At 65.3% G+C, this 24,052-nt stretch carries 27 protein-coding genes and 1 tRNA gene; 17 read left to right on the forward strand and 11 right to left on the reverse strand.

Going from position 1 to position 24,052, the window contains the following annotated elements; translation table 11 throughout:
- The first annotated feature begins 38 nt into the window (after positions 1-38).
- Genes phnL through phnP form a run of 4 tightly spaced genes read left to right on the forward strand, consistent with a single transcriptional unit; the run spans position 39 to position 3,226 of the window.
- The gene (gene phnL, locus ACI766_RS07955; RefSeq protein WP_003098702.1) at positions 39-755 is read left to right on the forward strand and encodes a phosphonate C-P lyase system protein PhnL; all 717 of its coding nucleotides are present in this window, start codon (positions 39-41) and stop codon (positions 753-755) included.
- Entirely contained in the window at positions 745-1,908 is a 1,164-nt protein-coding gene (locus ACI766_RS07960; protein ID WP_087823940.1) for an alpha-D-ribose 1-methylphosphonate 5-triphosphate diphosphatase, read from the forward strand. Before phnL ends, ACI766_RS07960 begins: the two co-directional genes overlap by 11 nt.
- The gene (gene phnN / locus ACI766_RS07965; RefSeq protein ID WP_003109293.1) at positions 1,908-2,465 is read left to right on the forward strand and encodes a phosphonate metabolism protein/1,5-bisphosphokinase (PRPP-forming) PhnN; all 558 of its coding nucleotides are present in this window, start codon (positions 1,908-1,910) and stop codon (positions 2,463-2,465) included. Before ACI766_RS07960 ends, phnN begins: the two co-directional genes overlap by 1 nt.
- A complete protein-coding gene (phnP, locus tag ACI766_RS07970; RefSeq protein ID WP_003163380.1) occupies positions 2,456-3,226 on the forward strand; it encodes a phosphonate metabolism protein PhnP in 771 nt (256 codons plus the stop codon). Before phnN ends, phnP begins: the two co-directional genes overlap by 10 nt.
- A 26-nt stretch (positions 3,227-3,252) precedes the next feature.
- Here phnP and ACI766_RS07975 read toward each other — a convergent pair whose 3' ends face one another.
- From ACI766_RS07975 to ACI766_RS07990, 4 genes are all read right to left on the reverse strand, one after another.
- Positions 3,253-3,438: a PA3371 family protein gene (locus tag ACI766_RS07975; RefSeq protein ID WP_003091768.1), complete on the reverse strand. Its 186-nt coding sequence runs from the start codon at positions 3,436-3,438 to the stop codon at positions 3,253-3,255.
- 51 nt (positions 3,439-3,489) lie between these two features.
- Positions 3,490-3,636, reverse strand: coding sequence for a hypothetical protein (locus tag ACI766_RS07980; RefSeq protein ID WP_003091766.1), 147 nt, complete (start codon positions 3,634-3,636; stop codon positions 3,490-3,492).
- Positions 3,637-3,725: 89 nt separating this feature from the next.
- On the reverse strand, positions 3,726-4,004 hold the full coding sequence (locus tag ACI766_RS07985; protein WP_003113127.1) for a hypothetical protein: 279 nt from the start codon (positions 4,002-4,004) through the stop codon (positions 3,726-3,728).
- 192 nt (positions 4,005-4,196) lie between these two features.
- A complete protein-coding gene (locus ACI766_RS07990; RefSeq protein WP_023086009.1) occupies positions 4,197-4,715 on the reverse strand; it encodes a GNAT family N-acetyltransferase in 519 nt (172 codons plus the stop codon).
- Between the two features lie 119 nt (positions 4,716-4,834).
- Between ACI766_RS07990 and ACI766_RS07995 the strand changes: the two genes are divergently transcribed.
- The 7 genes from ACI766_RS07995 (at position 4,835) to ACI766_RS08025 (ending at position 11,491) form a co-directional block, all read left to right on the forward strand.
- Positions 4,835-4,911 (forward strand) — tRNA-Arg (locus tag ACI766_RS07995).
- Positions 4,912-5,264: 353 nt separating this feature from the next.
- Positions 5,265-6,548 carry a hypothetical protein gene (locus ACI766_RS08000; RefSeq protein ID WP_412828494.1) on the forward strand — a complete coding sequence of 428 codons (1,284 nt, stop codon included), beginning with the start codon at positions 5,265-5,267 and terminating at the stop codon, positions 6,546-6,548.
- Between the two features lie 373 nt (positions 6,549-6,921).
- On the forward strand, positions 6,922-7,962 hold the full coding sequence (locus ACI766_RS08005; protein ID WP_003091756.1) for an aliphatic amidase: 1,041 nt from the start codon (positions 6,922-6,924) through the stop codon (positions 7,960-7,962).
- 82 nt (positions 7,963-8,044) lie between these two features.
- On the forward strand, positions 8,045-9,160 hold the full coding sequence (locus tag ACI766_RS08010; RefSeq protein ID WP_003098718.1) for an AAA family ATPase: 1,116 nt from the start codon (positions 8,045-8,047) through the stop codon (positions 9,158-9,160).
- A 25-nt stretch (positions 9,161-9,185) separates the two neighbouring features.
- Entirely contained in the window at positions 9,186-10,343 is a 1,158-nt protein-coding gene (gene amiC, locus ACI766_RS08015) for an aliphatic amidase expression-regulating protein AmiC (protein WP_003117566.1), read from the forward strand.
- Positions 10,340-10,930: a transcriptional antitermination factor AmiR gene (gene amiR, locus ACI766_RS08020; protein ID WP_003098722.1), complete on the forward strand. Its 591-nt coding sequence runs from the start codon at positions 10,340-10,342 to the stop codon at positions 10,928-10,930. Before amiC ends, amiR begins: the two co-directional genes overlap by 4 nt.
- A gap of 42 nt (positions 10,931-10,972) precedes the next feature.
- A complete protein-coding gene (locus ACI766_RS08025; protein ID WP_003098725.1) occupies positions 10,973-11,491 on the forward strand; it encodes an AmiS/UreI family transporter in 519 nt (172 codons plus the stop codon).
- Positions 11,492-11,544: 53 nt separating this feature from the next.
- Here the strand turns inward: ACI766_RS08025 and lecB are convergent, their stop codons facing one another.
- Positions 11,545-11,892, reverse strand: a complete 348-nt coding sequence (gene lecB / locus ACI766_RS08030) for a fucose-binding lectin LecB (protein ID WP_003098728.1) — start codon at positions 11,890-11,892, stop codon at positions 11,545-11,547.
- 467 nt (positions 11,893-12,359) lie between these two features.
- On the opposite strand from lecB, the gene ACI766_RS08035 reads away from it, so the two are divergent.
- Together ACI766_RS08035 and ACI766_RS08040 are read left to right on the forward strand one after the other, a co-directional pair.
- Complete coding sequence (locus ACI766_RS08035) at positions 12,360-13,418, forward strand: HlyD family secretion protein (protein WP_003119629.1); 1,059 nt, start codon at positions 12,360-12,362, stop codon at positions 13,416-13,418.
- A gap of 22 nt (positions 13,419-13,440) precedes the next feature.
- Positions 13,441-14,451 carry a DUF2955 domain-containing protein gene (locus ACI766_RS08040; RefSeq protein WP_003122410.1) on the forward strand — a complete coding sequence of 337 codons (1,011 nt, stop codon included), beginning with the start codon at positions 13,441-13,443 and terminating at the stop codon, positions 14,449-14,451.
- Between the two features lie 4 nt (positions 14,452-14,455).
- Here the strand turns inward: ACI766_RS08040 and ACI766_RS08045 are convergent, their stop codons facing one another.
- Both ACI766_RS08045 and dsdA read right to left on the reverse strand, forming a co-directional pair.
- Entirely contained in the window at positions 14,456-15,334 is an 879-nt protein-coding gene (locus ACI766_RS08045; protein WP_003119631.1) for a DMT family transporter, read from the reverse strand.
- A gap of 56 nt (positions 15,335-15,390) precedes the next feature.
- Positions 15,391-16,737, reverse strand: coding sequence for a D-serine ammonia-lyase (dsdA, locus tag ACI766_RS08050; protein WP_004351142.1), 1,347 nt, complete (start codon positions 16,735-16,737; stop codon positions 15,391-15,393).
- 325 nt (positions 16,738-17,062) lie between these two features.
- Between dsdA and ACI766_RS08055 the strand changes: the two genes are divergently transcribed.
- The 3 genes from ACI766_RS08055 (at position 17,063) to ACI766_RS08065 (ending at position 20,445) form a co-directional block, all read left to right on the forward strand.
- Positions 17,063-18,304: a glutamine synthetase family protein gene (locus tag ACI766_RS08055; RefSeq protein ID WP_003119633.1), complete on the forward strand. Its 1,242-nt coding sequence runs from the start codon at positions 17,063-17,065 to the stop codon at positions 18,302-18,304.
- A gap of 183 nt (positions 18,305-18,487) precedes the next feature.
- Complete coding sequence (locus ACI766_RS08060; protein WP_003098737.1) at positions 18,488-19,792, forward strand: MFS transporter; 1,305 nt, start codon at positions 18,488-18,490, stop codon at positions 19,790-19,792.
- A gap of 41 nt (positions 19,793-19,833) precedes the next feature.
- A complete protein-coding gene (locus tag ACI766_RS08065) occupies positions 19,834-20,445 on the forward strand; it encodes a TIGR04282 family arsenosugar biosynthesis glycosyltransferase (protein WP_003113134.1) in 612 nt (203 codons plus the stop codon).
- A 3-nt stretch (positions 20,446-20,448) separates the two neighbouring features.
- Here ACI766_RS08065 and flgZ read toward each other — a convergent pair whose 3' ends face one another.
- The 4 genes from flgZ to flgA all read right to left on the reverse strand — a co-directional run bounded on the left by flgZ (position 20,449) and on the right by flgA (position 22,960).
- The gene (gene flgZ, locus ACI766_RS08070) at positions 20,449-21,240 is read right to left on the reverse strand and encodes a flagellar brake protein FlgZ (protein ID WP_003119635.1); all 792 of its coding nucleotides are present in this window, start codon (positions 21,238-21,240) and stop codon (positions 20,449-20,451) included.
- Between the two features lie 28 nt (positions 21,241-21,268).
- Positions 21,269-21,739, reverse strand: coding sequence for a flagella synthesis protein FlgN (locus ACI766_RS08075; RefSeq protein WP_003091733.1), 471 nt, complete (start codon positions 21,737-21,739; stop codon positions 21,269-21,271).
- A gap of 54 nt (positions 21,740-21,793) precedes the next feature.
- Complete coding sequence (gene flgM / locus ACI766_RS08080; protein ID WP_003098742.1) at positions 21,794-22,117, reverse strand: flagellar biosynthesis anti-sigma factor FlgM; 324 nt, start codon at positions 22,115-22,117, stop codon at positions 21,794-21,796.
- A 144-nt stretch (positions 22,118-22,261) separates the two neighbouring features.
- Positions 22,262-22,960: a flagellar basal body P-ring formation chaperone FlgA gene (gene flgA / locus ACI766_RS08085; RefSeq protein ID WP_003098745.1), complete on the reverse strand. Its 699-nt coding sequence runs from the start codon at positions 22,958-22,960 to the stop codon at positions 22,262-22,264.
- A 131-nt stretch (positions 22,961-23,091) separates the two neighbouring features.
- Between flgA and ACI766_RS08090 the strand changes: the two genes are divergently transcribed.
- Positions 23,092-24,024: a chemotaxis protein CheV gene (locus ACI766_RS08090; RefSeq protein ID WP_087823939.1), complete on the forward strand. Its 933-nt coding sequence runs from the start codon at positions 23,092-23,094 to the stop codon at positions 24,022-24,024.
- The last annotated feature ends 28 nt before the right edge of the window (positions 24,025-24,052 follow it).

The following is a 24,052-nucleotide window of genomic DNA, read 5'->3' on the forward strand; positions in this document are numbered from 1 at the left end:
GGCGCCGGTCCGCGCGACGGGCGCCCGGAGAAGTAGCGATGAACAACCTGATCGAGGTCCGCGACCTCAGCAAGACCTTCACCCTGCACCAGCAACAGGGCGTAGTGCTCAATGTGCTGCGCGGGCTCAACTTCAATGTCGCCGGCGGCGAATGCCTGGTGCTCCACGGACGCTCCGGCGCCGGCAAGAGCACCCTGCTGCGCACGCTCTACGGCAACTACCTGCCGGCCGGCGGCAGCATCCGCCTGCGCCACGCCGGCGACTGGTTGGAACTGGTCGGCGCCGAGCCTCGCGAGGTGCTCGCCGTGCGTCGCCAGACCCTCGGCTATGTCAGCCAGTTCCTGCGGGTGATCCCGCGGGTGGCGACCCTCGACGTGGTCATGGAGCCGGCCCTGGCCCGTGGCTGGAGCCGCGACAGCGCCGAACTGCGGGCGCGCAGCCTGCTGGCCCGGCTGAACATCCCGGAACGCCTCTGGCAACTGGCGCCGGGTACCTTTTCCGGCGGCGAGCAGCAACGCGTCAACATTGCCCGCGGCTTCATGGTCGAGTGGCCGATCCTGCTGCTCGACGAGCCGACCGCGTCCCTCGACGAAGCCAACCGCCAGGTAGTGCTAGAGCTGATCGGCGAAGCCAAGGCCGCTGGCGCCGCGTTGATCGGCATCTTCCACGACCGCGCCGCCCGCGAGGCGGTGGCCAGCCGCTACCTGGACATGAGCCAGGAGCTTTCCCGTCAGGAGCAAGCCCATGTCGTCTGAACGCGTTCTCAGCAATGCCCGGGTAGTCAGCGCCGAGCGGGTCTTCGTCGGCAGCGTGCTGCTGCGCGACGGCCTGATCGCTGCGGTCGACGAAGGCCGCAGCCACCTGGCCGGGGCCGAGGACCTGGGGGGCGACTACCTGCTGCCCGGTCTGGTCGAGCTGCACACCGACAACCTGGAGAAGCACATGACCCCGCGTCCCGGCGTCGACTGGCCATCGGCCTCGGCGGTGCTGGCGCACGACGCGCAGATCGTCGCCGCGGGAATCACCACGGTGTTCGACGCGCTGTCCATCGGCGACGTCAACCCCAAGGGCAAGCGCATGCAGCAGTTGCCGAAGATGCTCGAGGCCATCGGCGAGGCCGCCGCCAGCGGCGACGCGCGCGCCGACCATCGCCTGCACCTGCGTTGCGAGGTCAGCCATCCGCAGACGCTGGAGGTGTTCCGCGAACTGGTCGAGCATCCGCTGGTGCAACTGGTCTCGGTGATGGACCACGCCCCCGGCCAGCGCCAGTTCGCCAGGCTGGAGAAGTACCGCGAGTACTACCAGGGCAAGTACCACCTGAGCGATGCCGAGATGGACGCCTTCATCGTCGAGCAGGTAGCCAACTCCGAGCGCTACAGCGACGCCGCCCGTGCGGCCATTGTCGATGTCTGCCAGGGACGCGGCCTGTCGGTGGCCAGCCATGACGACGCGACCCTCGCGCATGTCCGCGAGTCGGCCGGCTACGGCATGGCCATCGCCGAGTTCCCGACCTCCGTGGAGGCCGCCAGGGCCAGCCACGAGCACGGCCTGCAGGTGCTGATGGGCGCGCCCAACGTGGTCCGCGGCGGTTCCCACTCGGGCAACGTGGCGGCGGCGCAACTGGCGGGAATCGGCGTGCTGGATATCCTTTCCAGCGACTACTATCCGGCCAGCCTGCTGCATGCGGCCTTGCTGCTCGCCGGCGAGCACAGCGAGTATGATGCGATCCGCTACGACCTGCCGCGCGCGGTGGCGATGGTCAGCCGTACCCCGGCGCTGGCCGCCGGGCTGACCGATCGTGGCGAAATCCGCGTCGGCCTGCGCGCCGATCTGCTGCAGGCGCGGGCGCTCGGCAACAACCAGCCGGTGGTGCGTCAGGTCTGGCGCGGCGGGCAGAGAGTGTTCTGATGACAGGCAGACTGATTTATCTGATGGGGCCTTCCGGCTCGGGCAAGGACAGCCTGTTGCAGGCCGCGCGCGAGCCCCTGGCGCTGCGCGGCTGCCGTATCGTGCGGCGGGTGATCACGCGCTCCGCGGAAGCGGTGGGGGAGGACGCCCAGGCGGTGACCCCGGCGCAGTTCGACACCCTCGAGCGGGCCTCGGCGTTCGCCATGAGCTGGCGCGCGAACGGCCTTTGCTATGGCATTCCGGTGCAGATCGACGAGTGGCTGGCGCAGGGCTACGACGTGCTGGTGAACGGCTCGCGCGGCTACCTGGCGCAGGCCCGCCGGCGCTATCCGGATCTGCTCGCGGTCCTGCTCGGGGTGAAACCCGAGGTGCTGCGCCAGCGCCTGCTGGCGCGCGGCCGGGAAAGCCCCGAGGAAATCGAGGCGCGCCTGGCGCGCAACGCCGAGTTCGCCGCCGGCCTGGAGGGCCCGCTGTTCCAACTGGACAACTCCGGTGACCTCGACGACACGCTACGCAGCCTCCTGGCCCGTCTCGGCAGCGACCGCGCATGCGCCTGACCCTGCTCGGCACCGGCGATGCCCGCCAGGTGCCGGTCTACGGTTGCGATTGCCCGGCCTGTCGCAACGCGCGCGCCGACGCCGGCCTGCGTCGCCGTCCCTGTAGCGCGCTGCTGGAGTGCGCCGGCCAGCGCTGGCTGATCGACAGCGGCCTGGTCGATCTCTGCGAGCGCTTCCCGCCCCATAGCCTCGACGGCATCCTCCAGACCCATTACCACGCCGACCACGCCCAAGGCCTGCTGCACCTGCGCTGGGGCCAGGGTCTGGTGATCCCGGTGCACGGCCCGGCCGACCCGGAGGGCCTCGCCGACCTCTACAAGCATCCGGGCATCCTCGATTTCAGCCAGCCCTTCGGCGCCTTCGAGCGGCGCCAGTGGGGCGCGCTGGCGGCGACCGCGCTACCGCTGGTCCACTCGAAGCCGACCTTCGGCTACTTGCTGGAGGGGGCTTCCGAGGAGGGAACGATACGGCGTCTGGCCTACCTCACCGATACCGTCGGGCTGCCGGCGGACAGCGCCTCGCGATTGCTCGCGGCGCCGCTGGACCTGCTGGTGCTGGACTGCTCGATGCCGCCGCAGGAGCGGCCGCCGCGCAACCACAACGACCTCACGCGGGCATTGGAGTGCATCGACTCGCTGCGTCCCCGGCGGGCCGTGTTGACTCACGTCGGGCATACGCTGGACGCCTGGCTGCTGGACCACCCCGCTGCGTTGCCCGAGGGGGTGGAACTGGCACACGACGGCATGTGCCTGCCGCTGTAGCGCCCGGCAAGGCGTTGTGGGCGAAATCAGTCCAGGCTGGGATCGAAGCGGATTCGCCGACCTACCACCAGCGCAAACAGCAGCCAGGCGCCGGATATACCCAGCAGTCCCCAGGCGCACCAGGCGAGGAGGGTGGCGTCGGGCGGCAGGCTCAGCGCCAGGATCGCGCTGGCGATCACCACGAACAGAAGAATGACGGCGGATCGTGACATGGTTTCACTCCCGGAGCCCTCTCCGTCGGGCTCGCTGTTCCTTGTGCCGGCTCAGTGGCGCCGAGGTTCCGTGGCGCCCTTGTCGCTCAGCGGAAGCTTCGCTGGATATTCGTCTCCTCCGCGCTCTATCAGCCAGAGCAGCCCGTAGACGCCGACCGAAAGGGCCAGGGCGGTCAGCGGCAAAGCCAGGATCCACATGTTCTTTCTCCCTTTCCGCTCGCCAGCATCCCGGGGACCTGTGCGGCGGTGTAGCGTCGTTGGATGCCGGTCTCCCGGCGCTTGCTTCGTCAGAATGTCCAGGCCTGTTCGTCGGCCGCGGTCACCAGCGCCGTGCCGCGCTCGTCCTCGCCTACGGTGACGATGCGCGGGGATTCGTCGGGCGCCTGGATCACCAGTTGTTGCGCAGCGGGTGCCCACTGCGGCGTTGCGTTGCTGTCCAGCACTACCGGCCTTTCGCCGTTGCGTTCCTGCGTCCTGTCCTCGTCGCCCAGTGCGCTGTTCTGGAAGACTACGAGAGCCAGCAGGGAAAGAAGTCCGGTGCCGACCAGGTTGCGTGAGCTGCTCATGTTCACCTCCATTTCGTAGCTTTGCCAGGCAGATGGCCAAGGTTTGATCCTGAGGGTCTTGTAGCAGCGGTTGTGCCAACTTTTTTCTATAAAAAATCCTTTTAAATCAATGAATTATATATTTGCCTGAGACTCTCTCACATGCACTTTGCACGGATGGGCATTTTACCGGTTGCAAAATGCATGATGATGTCAGCCCAGATGCAGCGCCAGGTTTACGCCGTGGCTGGTGAACCCTAGCGCGGCATAGAAGCGCTGCGCGGTTTCCCGGTCCTGGTGGCTGGAAAGCGCCAGTTTGTAGCAGCCCCAACTGCGCGCGCGCTCCACGGCCCGGCCGATCAGTTCGCGGCCTACGCCCTGGCCGCGGGCGTGGCGGTCGACCACCATGTCTTCGAGAATCGCCGAGCGGGCGAAATCGTGCGCCAGGTGTTCGATCAGATGCAGGGTGCAGGTGCCGAGCAGGCGCTCGCCGCGCTCGGCCACCAGGGTGACCCGGTCGCCGCGCGGTCGTTGCAGCTGGATGGCCAGCAACGCCGGGTCCGGGCGCGGATCGGCGCTACCGAGTTGCTGTAGCAGCAACGACAGGCGCGGCGCGTCGTGCTCGCTGGCGATCCGCACGTCGAAGCTGGCGAAGGGGGAGTCCGGTATCCGCGGCTGGCGCGGGGCGTCCGGCAGGTCCTGTGCGGCGGGAATGGCAACGGTCTGGTTCATGCTGCACCTCCAGGGTTGCGGAAAATTATGCGCAGCCTTGGTGGCAGTGGCATGACAAACGCTTTCTCTGCCGTTAACATGCCGCCCGGACGCGGCGCACCGCTCGCCATGTCCGGCGTGTCCCGGTAGCTCAATTGGATAGAGCATCCCCCTCCTAAGGGGAAGGTTGGAGGTTCGACCCCTCTCCGGGACGCCATACCCCGAACTGCGTCGTTCCGCGTTGCAGAATCAGAGACTTCCATTCCATGTCTCGTACGTACGCATATGCGCCAACTCCATAAAGAGAGAATGTATTTGGCAATGGAGTCGATACTTGAGTGACTTGCATGTTTCTAGCTGCTACTGAGCAGGTTCGAATTTTCTGCTCTTTTAGCGCAGTGTTAAATCTGCGCAATGTTAAGTCTAGGTTGGAGACGTTTTATGAATGACTGCTGATTTTTTGTTTTTGGTGAAAGTTTAAATTTTTCTCGTCTTTTCACTGCTTGTATGCAGTACTATAGGCGATTGGCTCCGTCCGTCACATAAGTGCTGATAGCTGCTGTGCACTGCATGACGCACAACAAAATCTGTGCCAAAATCGCCTCAGTAGCTATTGTTGGGTGGCGCTCAGGGGGTAGTGTGGAGCAGTACGTTGACAGTGGGAGTGCCCGGTATAGGGATTATCAGGATATTTCTGAACGAAAGGGTTCCTGTCTCATGTTTTTTGCCGCTTTTCTATCGCTTTTCTGGCCGACCTCGGTAGGGGGAGTGATTGTCAGCTATCTACCAATAGTATCAATTTTGTTATCTTGCTTTCTTTTACTTATCTATTCGGTTGGTGGGAAATTTATAGCGATCAATGTTTTTGTTTTTTGCTTTTTCTTTTTGTTGCTGCTTTTTTTTACAATAATATCTCCGTTTCAAGAGTATACTTTTGGCGCCATTTTTCCCTATTTGGCAATGGGCGTGGTTCTTATGATTTCGCCTTCTATTGATGTTGGCGATTGCTCAAGAAGACTGTTTCATCTGATGGCTGTTCTCCTTGTAATTTTAGGGTTTGGGGTGGTGTTTCATGTGGATTTTATAAGGCAGTTTATATTTAAATTTTATCAGGCGTACTATGAAGACCTGTATTTGTATATGGTCGAATATGGGGATAAGCCAGTAGGGCCTTTTGCGACTCATTCTATATCTGCTTTTATATACGCTGTTTTCGCTATTATTTATCTTCGTCTATCGCATGTTTCTAGTGGGGCTAAGTCGGTAGCTTATTTCTTGCTGTCGCTCTTGTTTTTTTCTTTGATTGTTCTTCTTAAATCATTTTCAGCTATTGCGATTTCTTCCTTGCTTGCGTCTATGTATTTTCTTTGGTTGCTGTCTCGCGCTAAAGTGCTGGCAATACTATTTATGGGATTTTTGATTGTTTGTGTGTTTTCCCTCGTTGATCTTACATCTTTCTATGAGCTCATTGAGAAACTTTTGTCGAGCGACGCCAATGGCTTGCGCGGCAGGTATTCCGCCGGTAATCGACTTGATGGAACTTATGAATTTTTGCTTAATAATCCTCTGATGGCGATCGGGATGACGTCTTCTCCGCAGATAGCGTTTGGTGATAATTTTATATCTGACTATGTGATTAGGACTGGTGTTTTTGGTTATCTTGCAGTTCTTTTTTCCGTTGTTGTTTATTTTCTTTCCTCCTTGAGGGGGATGGTTGCTATTGCTTTTGCTGTCGGAATAGTTGTTTTGGCGGATCTCGGTTATCCGCTCCTCACGAACTTCAGAGCAATTTTTCTTTTCCCAGTATTCATTGCCATGTGGTGTTACCCTGGGGATTCCCCGCATCGCTCCTGATGTCTCTGAGCTTGTTTTCACCTCTTGGGATTGCCTTGCCGCCTGTCTTCGTCACCATCGGGGCGCGGCAAGCGACTGTTTCCAGTGCCTGACTGTGTAGAATTCCCATAGAGGCTTGGTACGTCGCCCAGAAGGCTGGATGCTTCGGATGCCGTTTGCATACGCTTGTCACTTCCATGTTTTACATAACGATACATGAACCTTGACAGCTCCTTCCGACGGGGCTTATAAGTGGCGCCATCAGGTCGTGCGCATCAGCGTCGATGTCGCGGGACCGAACCTAACGCATACGCACAGAGCAAATGGGCTCTCCCGGGGTTACCCGGGAGGGCCTTTTTTCGTCCCGAAAAAATAACAACAAGAGGTGATACCCATGCGTCACGGCGATATTTCCAGCAGCAACGACACCGTCGGAGTGGCGGTGGTCAACTACAAGATGCCGCGCCTGCACACCGCGGCGGAGGTCCTGGACAACGCCCGGAAGATCGCCGACATGATCGTTGGCATGAAGCAGGGCCTGCCCGGCATGGACCTGGTGGTGTTCCCCGAGTACAGCCTGCAGGGCATCATGTACGATCCGGCGGAGATGATGGAAACCGCGGTGGCGATCCCCGGCGAGGAAACCGAGATATTCTCCCGCGCCTGCCGCAAGGCCAACGTCTGGGGCGTATTCTCCCTCACCGGCGAACGGCACGAGGAGCATCCGCGCAAGGCGCCGTACAACACCCTGGTGCTGATCGACAACAACGGCGAGATCGTCCAGAAGTACCGCAAGATCATTCCCTGGTGCCCCATCGAGGGCTGGTATCCCGGTGGCCAGACCTACGTCAGCGAAGGGCCGAAGGGCATGAAGATCAGCCTGATCATCTGCGACGACGGCAACTACCCGGAAATCTGGCGCGACTGCGCGATGAAGGGCGCCGAGCTGATCGTGCGCTGCCAGGGCTACATGTATCCGGCCAAGGACCAGCAGGTGATGATGGCCAAGGCCATGGCCTGGGCCAACAACTGCTATGTGGCGGTGGCCAACGCCGCCGGCTTCGACGGCGTGTATTCCTACTTCGGCCACTCGGCGATCATCGGCTTCGACGGTCGTACCCTCGGTGAGTGCGGCGAGGAGGAAATGGGTATCCAGTACGCCCAGCTGTCGCTTTCGCAGATCCGCGATGCGCGCGCCAACGATCAGTCGCAGAACCACCTGTTCAAGATCCTCCACCGCGGCTACAGCGGCTTGCAGGCGTCCGGCGATGGCGACCGGGGCCTGGCGGAGTGTCCGTTCGAGTTCTACCGCACCTGGGTCACCGACGCCGAGAAGGCGCGCGAGAATGTCGAGCGACTGACCCGCTCGACTACCGGTGTGGCGCAATGCCCGGTCGGCCGGCTGCCCTACGAGGGACTGGAGAAGGAGGCCTGACGGCAGACGCCGCCAGCCCGGCGTGCCGTCGTGCGGCACGCCGTCTCCGCCATTTCCCCCTGTGGCAGAAGGAGTTTCATCCATGCCTTTTCTGAGCGACATGCTCGACCAGTCCCGCCGGCAGCAGGACGAGGAACAGGCCCTGGCGCGGGAGAATCTTGCCGAGGCAAGTCTGCTCCAGGCCCACCTGAGTCACCGCAGCGCCCTGCACAGCCGTTTCCGTTTCGACCCGGCGGCGGTGATGGACTGCCTGCGCGCCGAGGTGCTCGGCCAGGAACCGGCGCTACAGGCCGTCGAGGACATGCTCAAGGTGGTTCGCGCGGACATCGCCGACCCGCGCCGTCCGCTGTTCAGCGCGCTGTTCCTCGGCCCCACCGGGGTCGGCAAGACCGAGATCGTGCGCGCCCTGGCCAGGGCCCTGCACGGCGACGCCGAGGGGTTCTGCCGGGTGGACATGAACACCCTGTCCCAGGAGCACTATGCCGCCGCCCTCACCGGTGCGCCGCCGGGCTACGTCGGGGCGAAGGAGGGCACCACCCTGTTGGAGCAGGACAAGCTGGACGGCAGTCCCGGGCGCCCCGGCATCGTTCTCTTCGACGAACTGGAAAAGGCCAGCCCGGAAGTGGTCCATGCGTTGCTCAACGTACTCGACAACGGCCTGCTGCGGGTCGCTTCCGGCGAACGCACCTACCATTTCCGCAATACCCTGGTGTTCATGACCAGCAATCTCTGCGCCCATGAGATCCAGCGCTACGACGAGCGTCGCCAGCGCCTGCCCTGGCGCCTGCTGCCGGTCGGCGGCGAGCGCCGGCGGCGGGACATCGACGGGATGGTCCGGGCCCGGCTGCTGAAGACTTTCTCGCCGGAGTTCGTCAATCGCCTCGATAGCGTGGTCACCTTCAACTGGATCGAACGCGACGTCGTCGCGCGCCTGGTCGAGCTGGAGGTGCAGCGGCTCAACCGGCGCCTGGAGAAGCATCGCTGCCGCCTGGAGGCGACCCCGGAGGTGCTGGCGAAGATCGCCCGCGCCGGCTTCGACCGGCAGTTCGGCGCCCGTGCGTTGCGCCGCAGCGTCCGTCATCATCTCGAGGTACCGCTGGCCGAGCATCTGCTCGACCACCACCAGCCGGGCGACGGGAACTGCACGACCTACCTGGCGAGCCTGGAGCACGAGCGGGTTCGCTTCGTGCGGCGCTGAGCGACAGTCACAGGAGAGGAAACGGATGGGATCGCACCAGGAGCGGCCGCTGATCGGCCTGCTGTTCTCCGAAACCGGCGTCACCGCCGATATCGAGCGCTCGCAGCGCTATGGCGCATTGCTTGCGGTCGAGCAACTGAACCGCGAGGGCGGCGTCGGCGGTCGCCCGATCGAAACGCTGTCCCAGGACCCTGGCGGCGACCCGGACCGCTATCGGCTGTGCGCCGAGGACTTCATTCGCAACCGGGGGGTACGGTTCCTCGTGGGCTGCTACATGTCGCACACGCGCAAGGCGGTGATGCCGGTGGTCGAGCGCGCCGACGCGCTGCTCTGCTACCCGACCCCCTACGAGGGCTTCGAGTATTCGCCGAACATCGTCTACGGCGGTCCGGCGCCGAACCAGAACAGTGCGCCGCTGGCGGCGTACCTGATTCGCCACTACGGCGAGCGGGTGGTGTTCATCGGCTCGGACTACATCTATCCGCGGGAAAGCAACCATGTGATGCGCCACCTGTACCGCCAGCACGGCGGCACGGTGCTCGAGGAAATCTACATTCCGCTGTATCCCTCCGACGACGACGTGCAGCGCGCCGTCGAGCGCATCTACCAGGCGCGCGCCGACGTGGTCTTCTCCACCGTGGTGGGCACCGGCACCGCCGAGCTGTATCGCGCCATCGCCCGTCGCTACGGCGATGGCAGGCGGCCGCCGATCGCCAGCCTGACCACCAGCGAGGCGGAGGTGGCGAAGATGGAGAGCGACGTGGCAGAGGGGCAGGTGGTGGTCGCGCCTTACTTCTCCAGCATCGATACGCCCGCCAGCCGAGCCTTCGTCCAGGCCTGCCATGGTTTCTTCCCGGAGAACGCGACCATCACTGCCTGGGCCGAGGCGGCCTACTGGCAGACCTTGTTGCTCGGCCGCGCCGCGCAGGCCGCAGGCAGCTGGCGGGTGGAAGACGTGCAGCGGCACCTGTACGACATCGACATCGACGCGCCCCAGGGGCCGGTCCGGGTGGAGCGCCAGAACAACCACAGCCGCCTGTCTTCGCGCATCGCGGAAATCGATGCGCGCGGCGTGTTCCAGGTCCGCTGGCAGTCGCCCGAACCGATTCGCCCCGATCCTTATGTCGTCGTGCATAACCTCGACGACTGGTCCGCCAGCATGGGCGGGGGAGCGCTCCCATGAGCGCCAACTCGCTGCTCGGCAGCCTGCGCGAGTTGCAGGTGCTGGTACTCAACCCGCCGGGAGAGGTCAGCGACGCCCTGGTCTTGCAGCTGATCCGCATCGGTTGTTCGGTGCGCCAGTGCTGGCCGCCGCCGGAAGCTTTCGACGTGCCGGTGGACGTGGTCTTCACCAGCATTTTCCAGAATCGCCACCACGACGAGATCGCTGCGCTGCTCGCCGCCGGAACTCCGCGCACTACCCTGGTGGCGCTGGTGGAGTACGAAAGCCCCGCGGTGCTCTCGCAGATCATCGAGCTGGAGTGTCACGGCGTGATCACCCAGCCGCTCGACGCCCACCGGGTGCTGCCTGTGCTGGTATCGGCGCGGCGCATCAGCGAGGAAATGGCGAAGCTGAAGCAGAAGACCGAGCAGCTTCAGGAACGCATCGCCGGCCAGGCCCGGATCAACCAGGCCAAGGCGTTGCTGATGCAGCGCCATGGCTGGGACGAGCGCGAGGCGCACCAGTACCTGTCGCGGGAAGCGATGAAGCGGCGCGAGCCGATCCTGAAGATCGCTCAGGAGTTGCTGGGAAACGAGCCGTCCGCCTGAGCGATCCGGGCCGACCAGAACAATAACAAGAGGGGTATCGTCATGATGCTGGGACTGGTTCTGCTGTACGTTGGCGCGGTGCTGTTTCTCAATGCCGTCTGGTTGCTGGGCAAGATCAGTGGTCGGGAGGTGGCGGTGATCAACTTCCTGGTCGGCGTGCTGAGCGCCTGCGTCGCGTTCTACCTGATCTTTTCCGCAGCAGCCGGGCAGGGCTCGCTGAAGGCCGGAGCGCTAACCCTGCTATTCGCTTTTACCTATCTGTGGGTGGCCGCCAACCAGTTCCTCGAGGTGGACGGCAAGGGCCTCGGCTGGTTCTGCCTGTTCGTCAGCCTCACCGCCTGCACCGTGGCGATCGAGTCGTTCGCCGGCGCCAGTGGTCCGTTCGGCCTGTGGAACGCGGTCAACTGGACAGTCTGGGCGTTGCTCTGGTTCTGTTTCTTCCTGCTGCTGGGGCTGTCCCGCAGCATCCAGAAGCCGGTGGCCTACCTGACCCTGGCCAGCGCCATATTCACCGCCTGGTTGCCCGGCCTGCTGCTGCTCGGGCAGGTGCTCAAGGCATAGCAGGAAGTCGGAAAGGGATGGCGGCTTGCCGCCATCCCGTCCCTTCCGAACTCCTAGCCGAGCGGCCAGTTGATCACCACGACGGCGTCGTTGTAGTCGTTGTCGGTGCCGTCTTCAGAGCCGACCAGGGCGAAGTTCAGCTCGTTGGTCAGGATTACCTGTGCCGAGACCAGATCCGAGGGGCGGCCGTTGACGCTGACCTGGACCTGTACCTTGCCACTGCTGCCGGAGTTGAGCACCTGGGTGCCGATGACGGCGTTATTGGTGCTTTGCCCGCTGAAGGTCGCGGCCGTCTCGTTGTTGACCAGCACGTTCACCGTCTGGGTTCCGGACGAGTTGGCGAAGGCGGTGACGCCGAACCGGGTGTTGGCGGGAAGGGTGAACACTCCTTGTGTTGCCATGGTGTATCTCCACTGAATACCTGGCCTGCCTTTTCAGGCAGCCGTCTGGCGCGCGGTATGGCGTGTCGGGAGAAATCCGCAGTCCTTGGCGGCAGGCGATGCGCAGGCAGGAAGGACGCATCGTTCAGCCAATCTACGCCGTCGACCGGGCGCGACCACTGCTAGAGTTCGCAGGAGGGCTACAGGGGTGTCCTGGCACTGGCGATGCATGGCCCGGTGCCGGACTGCGGCAGCGGCCTGCCGTGCCGGCTGGTTCGATTGTTACGCTGTCTGTAACGATCTATTGCCGATGCCGGCAGGCCAGGGGCGATTGTCTCGAAATATACTGCGTCACCTGGTCGCCGCAGCGGCGACGGCTACCCACTGGCCGTCGTCCGGGTCGCCGGTTCCATCCCGGCCGCGCCAACCCCCGCATTCAGGCCCCGCTGCGGCGACTGCATTCCCGCTGGATTCGAGGCTCGTACCCTATGACTCCCGATCAACGATTTGCCCGTTGGGTTCAAGTCGCTATCGCGGTATTCGTGTTGCTGTTCGTCTACTTCCTGGTCGCCGACCTGTGGATGCCGCTCACCCCGCAGGCCCAGTTGACCCGGCCGGTGGTGCGCGTCGCGCCGCGTGTCAGCGGTCAGGTCGCCGAGGTGCTGGTGTCCAACAACGGCCACGTGCAGCCCGGCGAAGTATTGTTCCGCCTCGATCCCGAGCCTTTCCGACTGGCCGTGCGCCAGGCCGAACTGGCACTGGAGGAAGCCGAGCGCACCAACCGCGAACTGGATGCCGCCATCGCCTCGGCCAAGGCCGACCTCCTGGCCGCGCGCAGCAGCGCCGGCGAGCTGGACAGCGAGGCGCGCCGCACCGCCCAACTGGTGCAGCGCCACCATGTGTCGCAGCAGATGCACGAGCAGGTCAGCGCCCAGGCCCAGGCCGCCCGTGCCCGGGTCGCCGCGGCCCAGGCGCGGATCGGCGAGCTGACCGCGCGACGCGGCACGGCCGGCGAGGACAACCTGCGCCTGCGCCAGGCGCGCAATGCCCTGGCCCAGGCTCGTCTGCAACTGCAATACAGCAGCGTCCGGGCCGACCGCGCCGGGACCCTGAGCAACCTGCAACTGACCCCGGGCACCTACGTTCCGGCCGGAACGCCGGTGGCGGCGCTGGTGGACGACCGTATCGACATCGTCGCCGACTTCCGCGAGAAATCGCTGCGCTACGTGCGCCCTGGCGACCGTGCGGCGGTGGTGTTCGACGCGCGTCCCGGCGAAGTGTTCGGCGCGCGGGTGGCGGCCATCGACGCCGGGGTCAAGGAGGGCCAGCTGGACGCCAACGGCGACCTCGCCGCGCCGGTCACCTCCGACCGCTGGGTCCGCGACGCCCAGCGCCAGCGCCTGCACGTGGTGCTCGACGAACTTCCCGAAGGCCTGCTGCCCACCGGTGCCAAGGCCACCGTGCAGCTCTATCCCGGCGACGGCCTGAGCCATCTGCTCGGTCGCGCGCAGATCGTCGCCATCAGCCTGCTGCACTACGTCTACTGACGCCATGCCGGCCAAGCTCGCGATGTCCGCCAACGACCTGCGTCAGTGCCTGCGCATCGCCGGCGGCGGCACCCTGGGGTTCTTCGTCTGCAAGCTGATGAACTGGGACTACGGCTCGTTCTTCGGCGTCTACCCGATGCTGCTGCTCGGCCTGACGCCGGTGATCAACCTGCACATCGTCCGCCAGTTCCTCGCCAACTCGGTGGTGATCAGCGTCGAGGTACTGGTGCTGTACGGGTTGTTCGGCGACCGGCCGCTGCTGATGACGCCTATCGTCTTCGGCCTCTTCGTCTACCGCTTCGCCCTGATGGCGCGCGGCCCGCTGTTCTTCTTCGGCGCACTGAGTTCGGTGTTCCTCTCGATGCTGCTGCACTTTGCCAGCTATCCGGACGTCGATCTGTTCGACATGCTCGCCAGCAACATGGTCGCCACCTGGCTGACGGTGGCCATCGCCGTGCTGATGTTCTACCTGTTCCCCGACGTCGAACCGCGGTCGCCGCGCCAGGCGCCGGCCAAGGACGCCCCCAGCCGGCGCCACGAGACGCTGCTCGGGGCCACGGTGGCGACCTTGTCCTTCGTGGTCTTCCAGACCTTCGACCTGAAGGACTCGCTGTCGGCGCAGATCGCCTCGATCCTGGTGTTGTTTCCCATGCACTGGAAGGGCGTGCACTTCGCCGGGCGCATCCGCGCCCTCGGTACGCTGCTCGGCTGTGCGCTGGCGGTGGGCTTGCAGGTGCTGCTCTACGATCACTACGACATCCTGCCCTTCGTCGCCCTGTTGCTGTGGATCTCGGCGATGTTCTGCGCGCGCATCCACATGCTGGAGAACGGCGTACCGGGGATCGGTTTCGGCGCGCTGACCACCCTGGCGATCGTCCTCGGCCAGTACCTGACGCCAACCCACGACATGATGTACAGCGTGCTCTACCGATTTACCTCGGTGTGCTTCGCGGTGCTGATCACGTTGATGACGGTGCTGGTGATCCACCTGTTCCTCAACCGCTTCGCCGCCACCCGGCACTACAGCCACTGAGGCCTCAGGCGCGCCGGCCCGGCCAGTTGACCAGCGCGACGCCGAGCATCACCAGCAGCATGCCGCCGATCGCCGCCGGCGCCAGGCGCTCGTCGAACAGCAGCCAGGAGGCCAGCGCGGTCACTGGCGGCACCAGGTAGAACAGGCTCGCCACCTTTGACGCGGCGCCATGCCGGATCAGCGTGTAGAGCAGGCCGACGGCGCCGAACGAGAGTCCCAGCACCAGCCAGCCGAGGGTCAGCACGAACGGCGTGCTCCACTGCACCTCGCGGCTTTCGAAAAGCAGCGCGGCGAGGCCGAGCAGGGCGCCGCTGGCCAGGTACTGGACGACGCCGCCGGTGCGCAGGTCCATGCCGCCGCAGAAGCGCTTCTGGTACAGCGTGCCGCAGGTGATCGCCGCCAGTGCCACCAGCACCGCAGCCCAGGCCAGGCCGTCGGCGCCACCGTGGATGCGGCCGAGTACCACCAGGGCTACGCCAGCCAGGCCGAGCGCCAGTCCCAGCCATTGCCGGCGGCTGACCTGCTCGCCGAGCCAGATGCCGGCCAGGGCCGCGGTAGCCAGCGGTTGCAGGCCGACCAACAGGGAGGTCAGGCCGGCCGACATGCCGTGCTCGATGGCGAGGAACACCCCGCCCAGGTACAGGCCATGGACCAGCAGGCCGGCGACCGCGACATGCCCGGCCAGCCGTGCCGAGCCCGGCCAGGGCGCACCGCTGAGCAGGGCGAAGGCGGCCAGCAGGGTGGCCGCGAGGAGCAGGCGGATGGCCAGGAAGGTGAAGGGCTCGGCGTACGGCAGGCCGAACTTGGCGCCGAGGAATCCAGTGCTCCAGAGCAGCACGAAGAGCAGCGGCATGCCGCTGCCGAGCCAGGCGGGTGTGCGCATGCAAGGTCCTCGTCGGGAGGTGGCGGGACGGTCGTGGCGCCCCGCGCGTGTCGGTGTCAGTCCAGCAGCGAGCGGCCTCGCTCCAGGTAGGCGCGCATTTCCGTCTCGGGCACCATGCCGCCGCCGGTGGCCCAGACCAGGTGGGTGGCATTGGCCAGGCGCGCCGAGGTCAGCCCCATGCGTTCGCGATAGCCCTGCGGCTCACGGGTGACCCGGGCGATGCCCGGCGCGCCGGCCAGGGCCGAGGGTTCCAGGCGGATGCCCTGGCTGCGCTCGAGCAAGGCGAGCAGGCGGAACAACTCGTCGTCGTCCACCGTGTAGTAGCCGTCGAGCAGGCGCTGCATGGCGCGGCCGACGAAGCCCGACGGACGCCCCACCGCCAGGCCATCGGCGGCGGTGCGGTTGTCGATGCCGAAGTCCTGCACCGAAACCTGCTCGTGGCGGCCGGTATAGACGCCGAGGAACATGCAGGGCGAATGGGTCGGCTCGGCGAACAGGCAGTGCACCGCGTCGCCGAACGCCAGCTTGAGGCCGAAGGCCACCCCGCCGGGACCGCCGCCGACCCCGCAGGGCAGATGGACGAACAGCGGGTGCTCGCTGTCGACGCGGATGCCGGCGGCGTCCAACTGGCCGCGCAGTCGCTCGGCGGCGACGGCGTAGCCGAGGAACAGGTCGCGGGAGTTTTCGTCGTCGACGAAATGGGTGTAGGGATCGCCGGCCGCTTCGCGGCGGCCCTGTTCCACCGCGACACTGTAGTCGGAGGCGTACTCCACCACCGTCACGCCGTGGGCGCGCAGCTTGTCCTTCTTCCACTGGCGGGCGTCGGCGGACATGTGCACGCTGGCCTGGAAGCCCAGCGCGGCGCCGATGATGCCGATGGAAAGGCCCAGGTTGCCGGTGGAGCCCACCGCTATCCGGTGGCGGGCGAAGAATGCCCGGCAATCCGCCTCGGCCAGCCGCGAGTAGTCGTCGTCGAGGCCGACCAGGCCGTGCTCCAGGGCCAGGCGCTCGGCATGGGCGAGCACTTCATAGATGCCGCCGCGGGCCTTGATCGAGCCGGAGATCGGCAGGTGGCTATCGCGTTTCAGCCAGAGCCGGCCGGGCAGTTCGGCGGCGTAATGCTGGCGCAGGGCATCGTGGAAGGTGGCGACCTCGACCAGGTCGGACTCGATGATGCCGCCGCTGGCGGCGGTTTCCGGAAACAGCCGGGCGATCAGCGGGGCGAAGCGCTGCAGGCGGGCGCTGGCGTCGGCCACGTCGGCGGCGCCGAGGCCGACGTCGGCCAGGGCTTCGGCGCTCGGCGCGATGGCCGGGTTGAACCACTCGCTCGGACGCAGGGCGATGAGGTCGGCCAGGCGCGGGAATTCGGCGAGCCAGTCGGCCTTGGGTGTTCCGAGAATCAACGGCAGTACTCCTGTGGCGGGTAGGGCGGCGAAGGCACAGAGGATATACGCCTGGCCGGCGTTTTTCCTCGTACCCGGCAGGCAAGGCAGAACGCCTCTGCGGCGAAAGGCTTTGCACACGCGAGAATGTGCCGCATGCTTGATATCTTGAACAAGCGATGCGTATTTTGTACGCGGCCGCCGCCCGGTGCGGCATCCGCGATACCAACAAGGATAAGAAGTCATGACTATCGAAGGCCAAGGCTCACTCGCCGAACGGCTGGCTGGAGTTGAAGAAATCGAATGCGTCACCCCCGACCTCAACGGGGTGCCGCGCGGCAAGGTGATGACCGGCGAGGGCTTCCTCAGCGGCCGGCGCCTGCAGCTCGCCCGTGGCGTGCTGCTGCAATGCATCATGGGCGGCTACCCGCCGGCGCGCTTCTATGGCAGCGACGATGGCGACCTGGCGCTGGTCGCCGAGCCGACCCAGGTCCATCGCCTGCCCTGGAGCAACACTCCGCGCGCCTTCGCCATCTGCGATGCGCAGGAACTGGATGGCACGCCGTCCGGGCTGTCCACCCGCGGCCTGCTCAAGCAGGTGGTGGCGCGCTACGCCGCCCACGGCTGGCAACCGGTGGTGGCCACCGAACTGGAGTTCTTCGTCTTCGCCCCGAACACCGATCCCAACGAGCCGTTCCAGGCCCCGCTGGGGCCGGATGGCCGGCGCGAGCTGGGCTATTCGGCCTTCAGCGTGTCTTCCAACAACGGCCTGCGGCCGTTCTTCGAGGACGTCTACCGCTGCATGGATGCGCTGGGCCTGGTGCGCGACACCTTCATGCACGAGATGGGCACCAGCCAGTTCGAGATCAACTTCCTGCATGGCGACCCGGTCCTGCTGGCCGACCAGACCTTCCTGTTCAAGCACCTGCTCAAGGAGGTCGCGCTCAAGCACGGCCTGATCGTGGTGTGCATGGCCAAGCCGCTGGCGAAGACGCCGGGCAGCTCGATGCACATCCACCAGAGCATCGTCGAACTGGACGGCGGGCGAAACATCTTCAGCGAAGCCGATGGCGAGCCTTCCGCCGCGTTCCGCCACTTCATCGGCGGCCAGCAGGCCTGCCTGGCGGACTTCACGCCCTTCTTCGCGCCGCATGTGAACTCCTTCCAGCGCCTCTGCCATCCCTACGCTTCGCCGAACAACGCCTGCTGGTCCCACGACAACCGCGCCGCCGGCCTGCGCATCCCGGCCAGCGGAGCCTCCGCGCGGCGCGTCGAGAATCGCCTGCCGGGCGCCGACGCCAACCCTTACCTGGCCATCGCCGCCAGCCTGGCCGCCGGTCTCTACGGCCTGGAGCACGAACTGGAGCCGAGCCCGGCGATCCAGGGTGAGTTCGAGGTACCGGAGGAGTTGACCCTGCCTTGCACCATGTACGACGCCCTGCGGCGCCTGAAAGGCAGCGCGCTGGCGCGCGAACTGTTCGGCAGCGAGTTCGTCGAAGGCTACGTGGCGACCAAGAGCATGGAGCTGACCAGCTTCTTCGACGAGATCAGCCCCTGGGAGCGTCGCGTCCTGGCAGCCCAGGCCTGATCCACCGTGGTACTTTCCTAGCCCTGTGTCACCCCCTGCCGCCTCGCGGCGGCAGGGTCGTGGTGTCGGGTGCCGGCTTCGGCATCCCGCGTCCTGTCCCGGGGCCTCCCCGGGACTCCAACGCTGTGCGAGCCGGGCAGTCCGCGAGCGGCGCCGGCTCCCTTGTACGGGACCGGAGGTCCGATGCGGCGGATTTTCTTCTCTTTTCGCGCTCTCTATTTCGCTACCCTGCTGATGCTCACCGGCTCCGGCCTGCTCAGCACCTACCTGGCGCTGCGCCTGGCGGCGGACAAGGTCGACGGCCTGTGGGTCGGCGCGCTGATGGCAGCCAACTACTTCGGCCTGGTGCTGGGCGGCAAGGTCGGTCACCGGCTGATCGCCCGGGTCGGACACATCCGCGCCTACGTCGCCTGCGCCGGGGTGGTCACCGCCGCGGTCCTCGGCCATGGCCTGCTGCCCTGGCTGCCGGCCTGGATCGCCTTGCGCATGGTGATGGGCCTGGGCCTGATGTGCCAGTACATGGTGATCGAGAGCTGGCTCAACGAGCAGGCCGATGCCAGCCAGCGCGGCGCGGTGTTCGGCGGCTACATGGCGGCTTCCTACCTGGGCCTGGTGCTCGGCCAGATGATCCTGGTGGCGCATCCGCAACTGGGGCCGGAGTTGCTGATGCTGGTGGCCTTCTGCTTCGCCCTGTGCCTGGTGCCGCTGGCCCTGACCCACAAGATCCACCCCGCAGCGCTGCGCCCGGCGCCGCTCGAACCACGTTTCTTCATCCGCCGGGTGCCGCAGTCGCTGACCACCGTATTGGTCTCGGGGCTGGTGGTCGGCTCCTTCTATGGCCTGGCGCCGCTGTATGCCAACCAGTTGGGGTTGCCCAACGAGCAGGTCGGCCTGTACATGGGCGCCTGCATCTTCGCCGGGCTGCTGGTGCAGTGGCCGCTCGGCTGGCTGTCCGACCGTCGCGACCGCGCCTGGCTGATCCGCGCCTGCGCCATCCTGCTGTGCCTGTTCGCCTTGCCGCTGGCATTGTTGCAACAGATGCCGCTGGCGTTGCTGCTGGCCCTGGGAATCGCCGCGAGCATGTTGCAGTTCACCCTCTATCCGCTGGCAGTGGCCTTTTCCAACGACCATGTGGAGACCGAGCGACGGGTTTCGCTGACCGCCATGCTGCTGGTGACCTTCGGCGTCGGCGCCTGCATCGGGCCGCTGGCGGCCGGCGCGCTGATGCGGCTGTTTGGCGCTAACATGCTATATGCGTTCGTCAGCGCCTGCGCGCTGATCCTGGTCTGGCGGGTCCATCCGGAGAAGGTCAGCGGCCTGCACCGGGTCGACGACGCGCCGCTGCACCACGTGCCGACCCCGGACAACATGACCAGCTCCCCGCTGGTCGCGGCGCTCGATCCGCGGGTGGACGAACAGGCGGTGCAGGAGCAGATGGTCGATGGCGAGCCCGACGCGCCGCAGGCCGACGGTGCGACGCAGAACTGAACTCCGCTCGCCGCGGGAGCCGATAGGCAGGAGAGGTTGCGATGAGTCCGACGCTTTCCCTTCACCTGATGGTGCGCAACCTGCCGCCCGGGCAGCGGCGGCCGAAGATCGCCCAGGCCATCGGCGAGGAGAGCGCGGGACGCTTGCAGCGGGTATTGCTGGAACGCGCCCTGCGCCTGCCCGATCGCGGCTTCAGCGCCCGCATCCTCTGGTTCGACGACGATCTGGACAGCGATCTGCAGGCGCTGGCGGTGGCATTGGGCTGGAGCCTGATGAGCCAGCCGGCCGGCGACCCCGGCGAGCGCATGCGGCGTATCGCGGCGCTGGGGTTGGCGGAAAGCGAGGCGGTACTGCTGATTCGCCACGACTGCCCGGTGCTGGACGGCGACTACCTGGAAGCGGCCTGCACCGCCCTGGGCCGCCACCAGGCGGTGCTGGGGCCGGTGGAGCGGGGCGGCTACGCGCTGCTCGGCCTGACCCGGGTCGACCCGCTGTTGTTCGAGTCGATGCCCTGGGGCGGAGACCGCCTGCTGGCGCTGACCTGCGAGCGTCTCCGGCAACTGGGCTGGGAGCATCACCTGTTGCCGGCGCTCTGGGACGTCGACCGTCCCGAGGACCTGCCGCGCCTGGCGGCGCTGGGGCTGGTCCTGTGAAACTCAGAACAGTTCGTCTTTCTCGAAGCGCCGCGCTTCGCGCTGTAACTGGTAGACGAAGCGATCCACCTGACGCTGGGCGAGGCCGCTCATCTCGCTGAAGCGGACGCCGGCGAAGGTCGCGTCGAGCTTTTCGTCGAAGCGCACGTGACGCAGTTCGATCGCGCTACTGATCGCGCCCTGTGGCAGCTGGGCGCTGAAGTCTTCGTAGATCTCGCCGGGATGCAGGCGTTCGGCGACATTGCCGGCGAAGCGCAGCTTGGCGCCGGTGGCGGAGATATCCAGCAGTTGTCCGCTCAGCGGCGCGCGGAGTTTCTCCCCGGCGATTTCCGCGGCGATCGGCTGGCTCTGCTTGATGCTGGCGCGGTAGGCGTTGCGGCGCTGGTGGTAGAGCACTTCGGCGGGAAGGGCGGCCCAGTAGCAGGGAACGCCGTCGTGTTCGCCGAACTGCACCGGGCGCTCGCATTCCCAGGCGATACGCACGCCTTCGTGGAAGGCTTCGACGCGAAACGCCTCGCCATTCTGCAGGAAACGTTCGCCGGTGTTGGGGATGAGTTCGTCCAGCGCGACCATCCCGCGGTCGCGGTCGATGTCCACCAGGAAGCTCTGGAAGCGCTGGTTGCGATCGGCAAAGGTGATCAGCAGGGAGTCGCGGCTATCCTGCAGCAGGCGCAGGTTGGCCTGGATTTCCACGGGGGCCTTGAGCACCTTCGGGGGTTGCGGCCCCGCTTCTTCGACGAACGGGTTGGGCACCTTCAATGCTCTCCTGGGGCACGAATGCCTCAATGATAGCACTGTGCCTTGATACGTGTGCTGGTCGGGTTCAGGCCTGGCTGAGCGGGCGTTGCCGGCTGCTCGAGGCGGTGCCGCCGCGGCTGTCGTACAGGCTCGGGGCGTCCTGGCCGCGGAGGATGTTCAGCAGGCTGCCGGTGGAAGCCTGGTTGGCGCGGATGATCCGCCCGTTGCGCAGGTTGGCTTGCTGGCAACGCTCCAGCAGTTCGCCCAGTTCGTCGCCGCGCGCCAGCAGCTCGGCGCCATCCGCGCGCTCGCGGGCGTAGCGGGCAAGGCCTTCGCGGTCGAGGGAAACGCCGGCTTCGCGGAGGATTTCCGCGCGGGCCCGGCCATTTCGCTCCAGTTGCTGCATCAGTGGCTGCTTGGCCCCGAGAAGCTGTTGCAGGACCGGCAGCTCGCGCCGTTCCAGGGCCTGGAATTCTTCGTCGACCAACTGCAGGAGTTGGCTGGCGTGGCCGATATCCTCGGCGAACAGATCGAGCAGGGTAGGGGAGTCAGGCATCTCGGGCTCGGGAGTTCATTCGGCGTCCAATGTCCTCCAGCGCGTCCTTCGAGGTCAGCGCTGGGATTCGAAGTCGAGCAGCTTGCTGGCAACACGCTCGCTGTCGACCTGATAAGTGCCATCGGCGATCGCTTGCTTGATCCGGGCAACCTTATCGTTGTCGACCACCGGCAGGGTCTGCAGCTGGTCCGTGACTTTCTGCATGTTCTGGGCGGTTTCGCTGATCTGCACCGACTCGCCGCTCTTCGGAGCGGAAGTCGCAGCCTGGCCTGCCTTGTCGGCGCCAGTGGCGTCGGGGCGACCTGCGGCGGTGCTGCCGGTACGGCCGGTGGTGGCTGGCGTGCTGCCGGGATTCAGCCGGTTGAAGTCGATGACCATGGTTGTAAACCTCGAAGGTATTGGACGCTTGCCTAGCTTTTCGGCGAAGGCTTGAAAAACTTTAGGACTTATTTTCGTGCGTCGTTTCCCAGTTTAGAGAAACCCGCCGGGGTAGCGCCAGCGCTACCGGCCACGGCTTTCCCTCTACATATTCACCTCGACCGTGCCGGGTTCTATCACGCGGGCCTTGATTATCCGCTGCGAGCGCAGGTTGCGCACGCGGATCTGCTGGCCCGGGGCGCCATCGGACAGCGCCTCGCCGGGCATCTTGACGTTGATGGTGGCGGTGCGTGCGAGGATCACCACCTGGTCGCCCTTGCGCACGGCCTCGGCCTGCTCGAGGAAGACCGGCGCCAGCACCTGGTCGTTGACCACCGGTCGGCGCAGCTTCTGCCCGACGACGCGGGCCGGATCGGTCAGGTAGCCCTGGGTCAGCAGGCCGACGTCGCGCTCGACCAGGGCGATGTCGGCATCCTCCAGCACGTGCGCGCGCTTGAGTGGCTGCACCGCGACCACTACCTGGCGGAACAGTTTCACCTGCGCCGGCATGAAGATGGTCCAGGGCGCACTGCCTTCGCAACTGATGCGCACGGTGACCCTGCCGATCGGTTGTGCCGGACTTTCCTGGCTGAGCGTCAAGTCCCTGTCGCATTCGGCCAGGCGCAAGCGCGGGTCGACGCGATTGACCTGAATCTGGTAGCGCCCGTCGAGTCCGCTATTCTGCAGATATTCTTCTACCTTGAATTCAAGAAACCCCTGGGTGGAGCCGATAAGTACCTCGGGAGCGGTAAAACCCTGGGCCTGGCTGTTGTTAGCCGCGCACAGGTAGCCGAGCCCGAGCAAAACGGGTAAAAACCGTAGAGAAGTATGGCTACATGCCATTATTCGTCGAAAAACTGTCGTTGCCTGTTTCATGCAACGGGTTAAGCAATGGTCGTGCCGGAGTCCGGCACGACCGTCTGAGGGGAGCGCCAATGGCCGGTGTTTTGGATTCAGTCAACCAGCGTACGCAGTTGGTCGGACAGAACCGTCTGGAGCTGCTTCTGTTCCGCCTGGACGGCAACCAGCTCTACGGCATCAACGTGTTCAAGGTGAAAGAGGTGTTGCAGTGCCCGCGCCTGACGGTGATGCCCAAGTCCAGCCCGGTGGTGCGCGGGGTGGCGAACATCCGCGGAGGCACCATTCCGATCCTCGACCTGGCGCTGGCCACCGGCCGCCGCGGGTTGCAGGACCTGACCAACAGCTTCGCGATCATCACCGAGTACAACACCAAGGTGCAGGGCTTCCTGGTGCGCTCGGTGGAGCGCATCGTCAACATGAACTGGGAAGAGATCCATCCGCCACCCAAGGGCGCCGGCCGCGAGCATTACCTGACCGCGGTGACCCGGGTGGACAATCAGTTGGTGGAAATCATCGACGTGGAAAAAGTGCTCGCGGAGGTCGCACCGACGTCCGAGGAAGTGTCCCACGGAGTGGTGGACGCCGAGACCCAGAGCCGCGCGGTGACCAAGCGGGTGCTGGTGGTGGACGATTCGTCGGTGGCGCGCAAGCAGGTAATCCGTTGCCTGGAGGCGGTCGGCGTGGAAATGACCGCGCTCAACGACGGGCGCCAGGCCCTGGAGTACCTGCAGAACATGCTCTCCGAGGGACGGCGTCCGGAAGACGAGCTGCTGATGCTGATCTCCGACATCGAAATGCCGGAAATGGACGGTTATACCCTGACGGCGGAAATCCGTAGCGATCCCCGCCTGCAGAAACTGCACATTCTCTTGCATACTTCGTTGTCCGGGGTCTTCAACCAGGCGATGGTGAAGAAGGTCGGTGCGGACGACTTCCTCGCCAAGTTCCGTCCGGACGATCTGGCGGCGCGGGTGGTGGAGCGGATCAAGGCGGTGGACGCGGGCTGAGCGATCGGCCCTCGACAACAATGTGAAT

This window comes from Pseudomonas sp. DL, from assembly GCF_047199225.1.
Classification (GTDB): Bacteria; Pseudomonadota; Gammaproteobacteria; order Pseudomonadales; family Pseudomonadaceae; genus Pseudomonas; species Pseudomonas aeruginosa.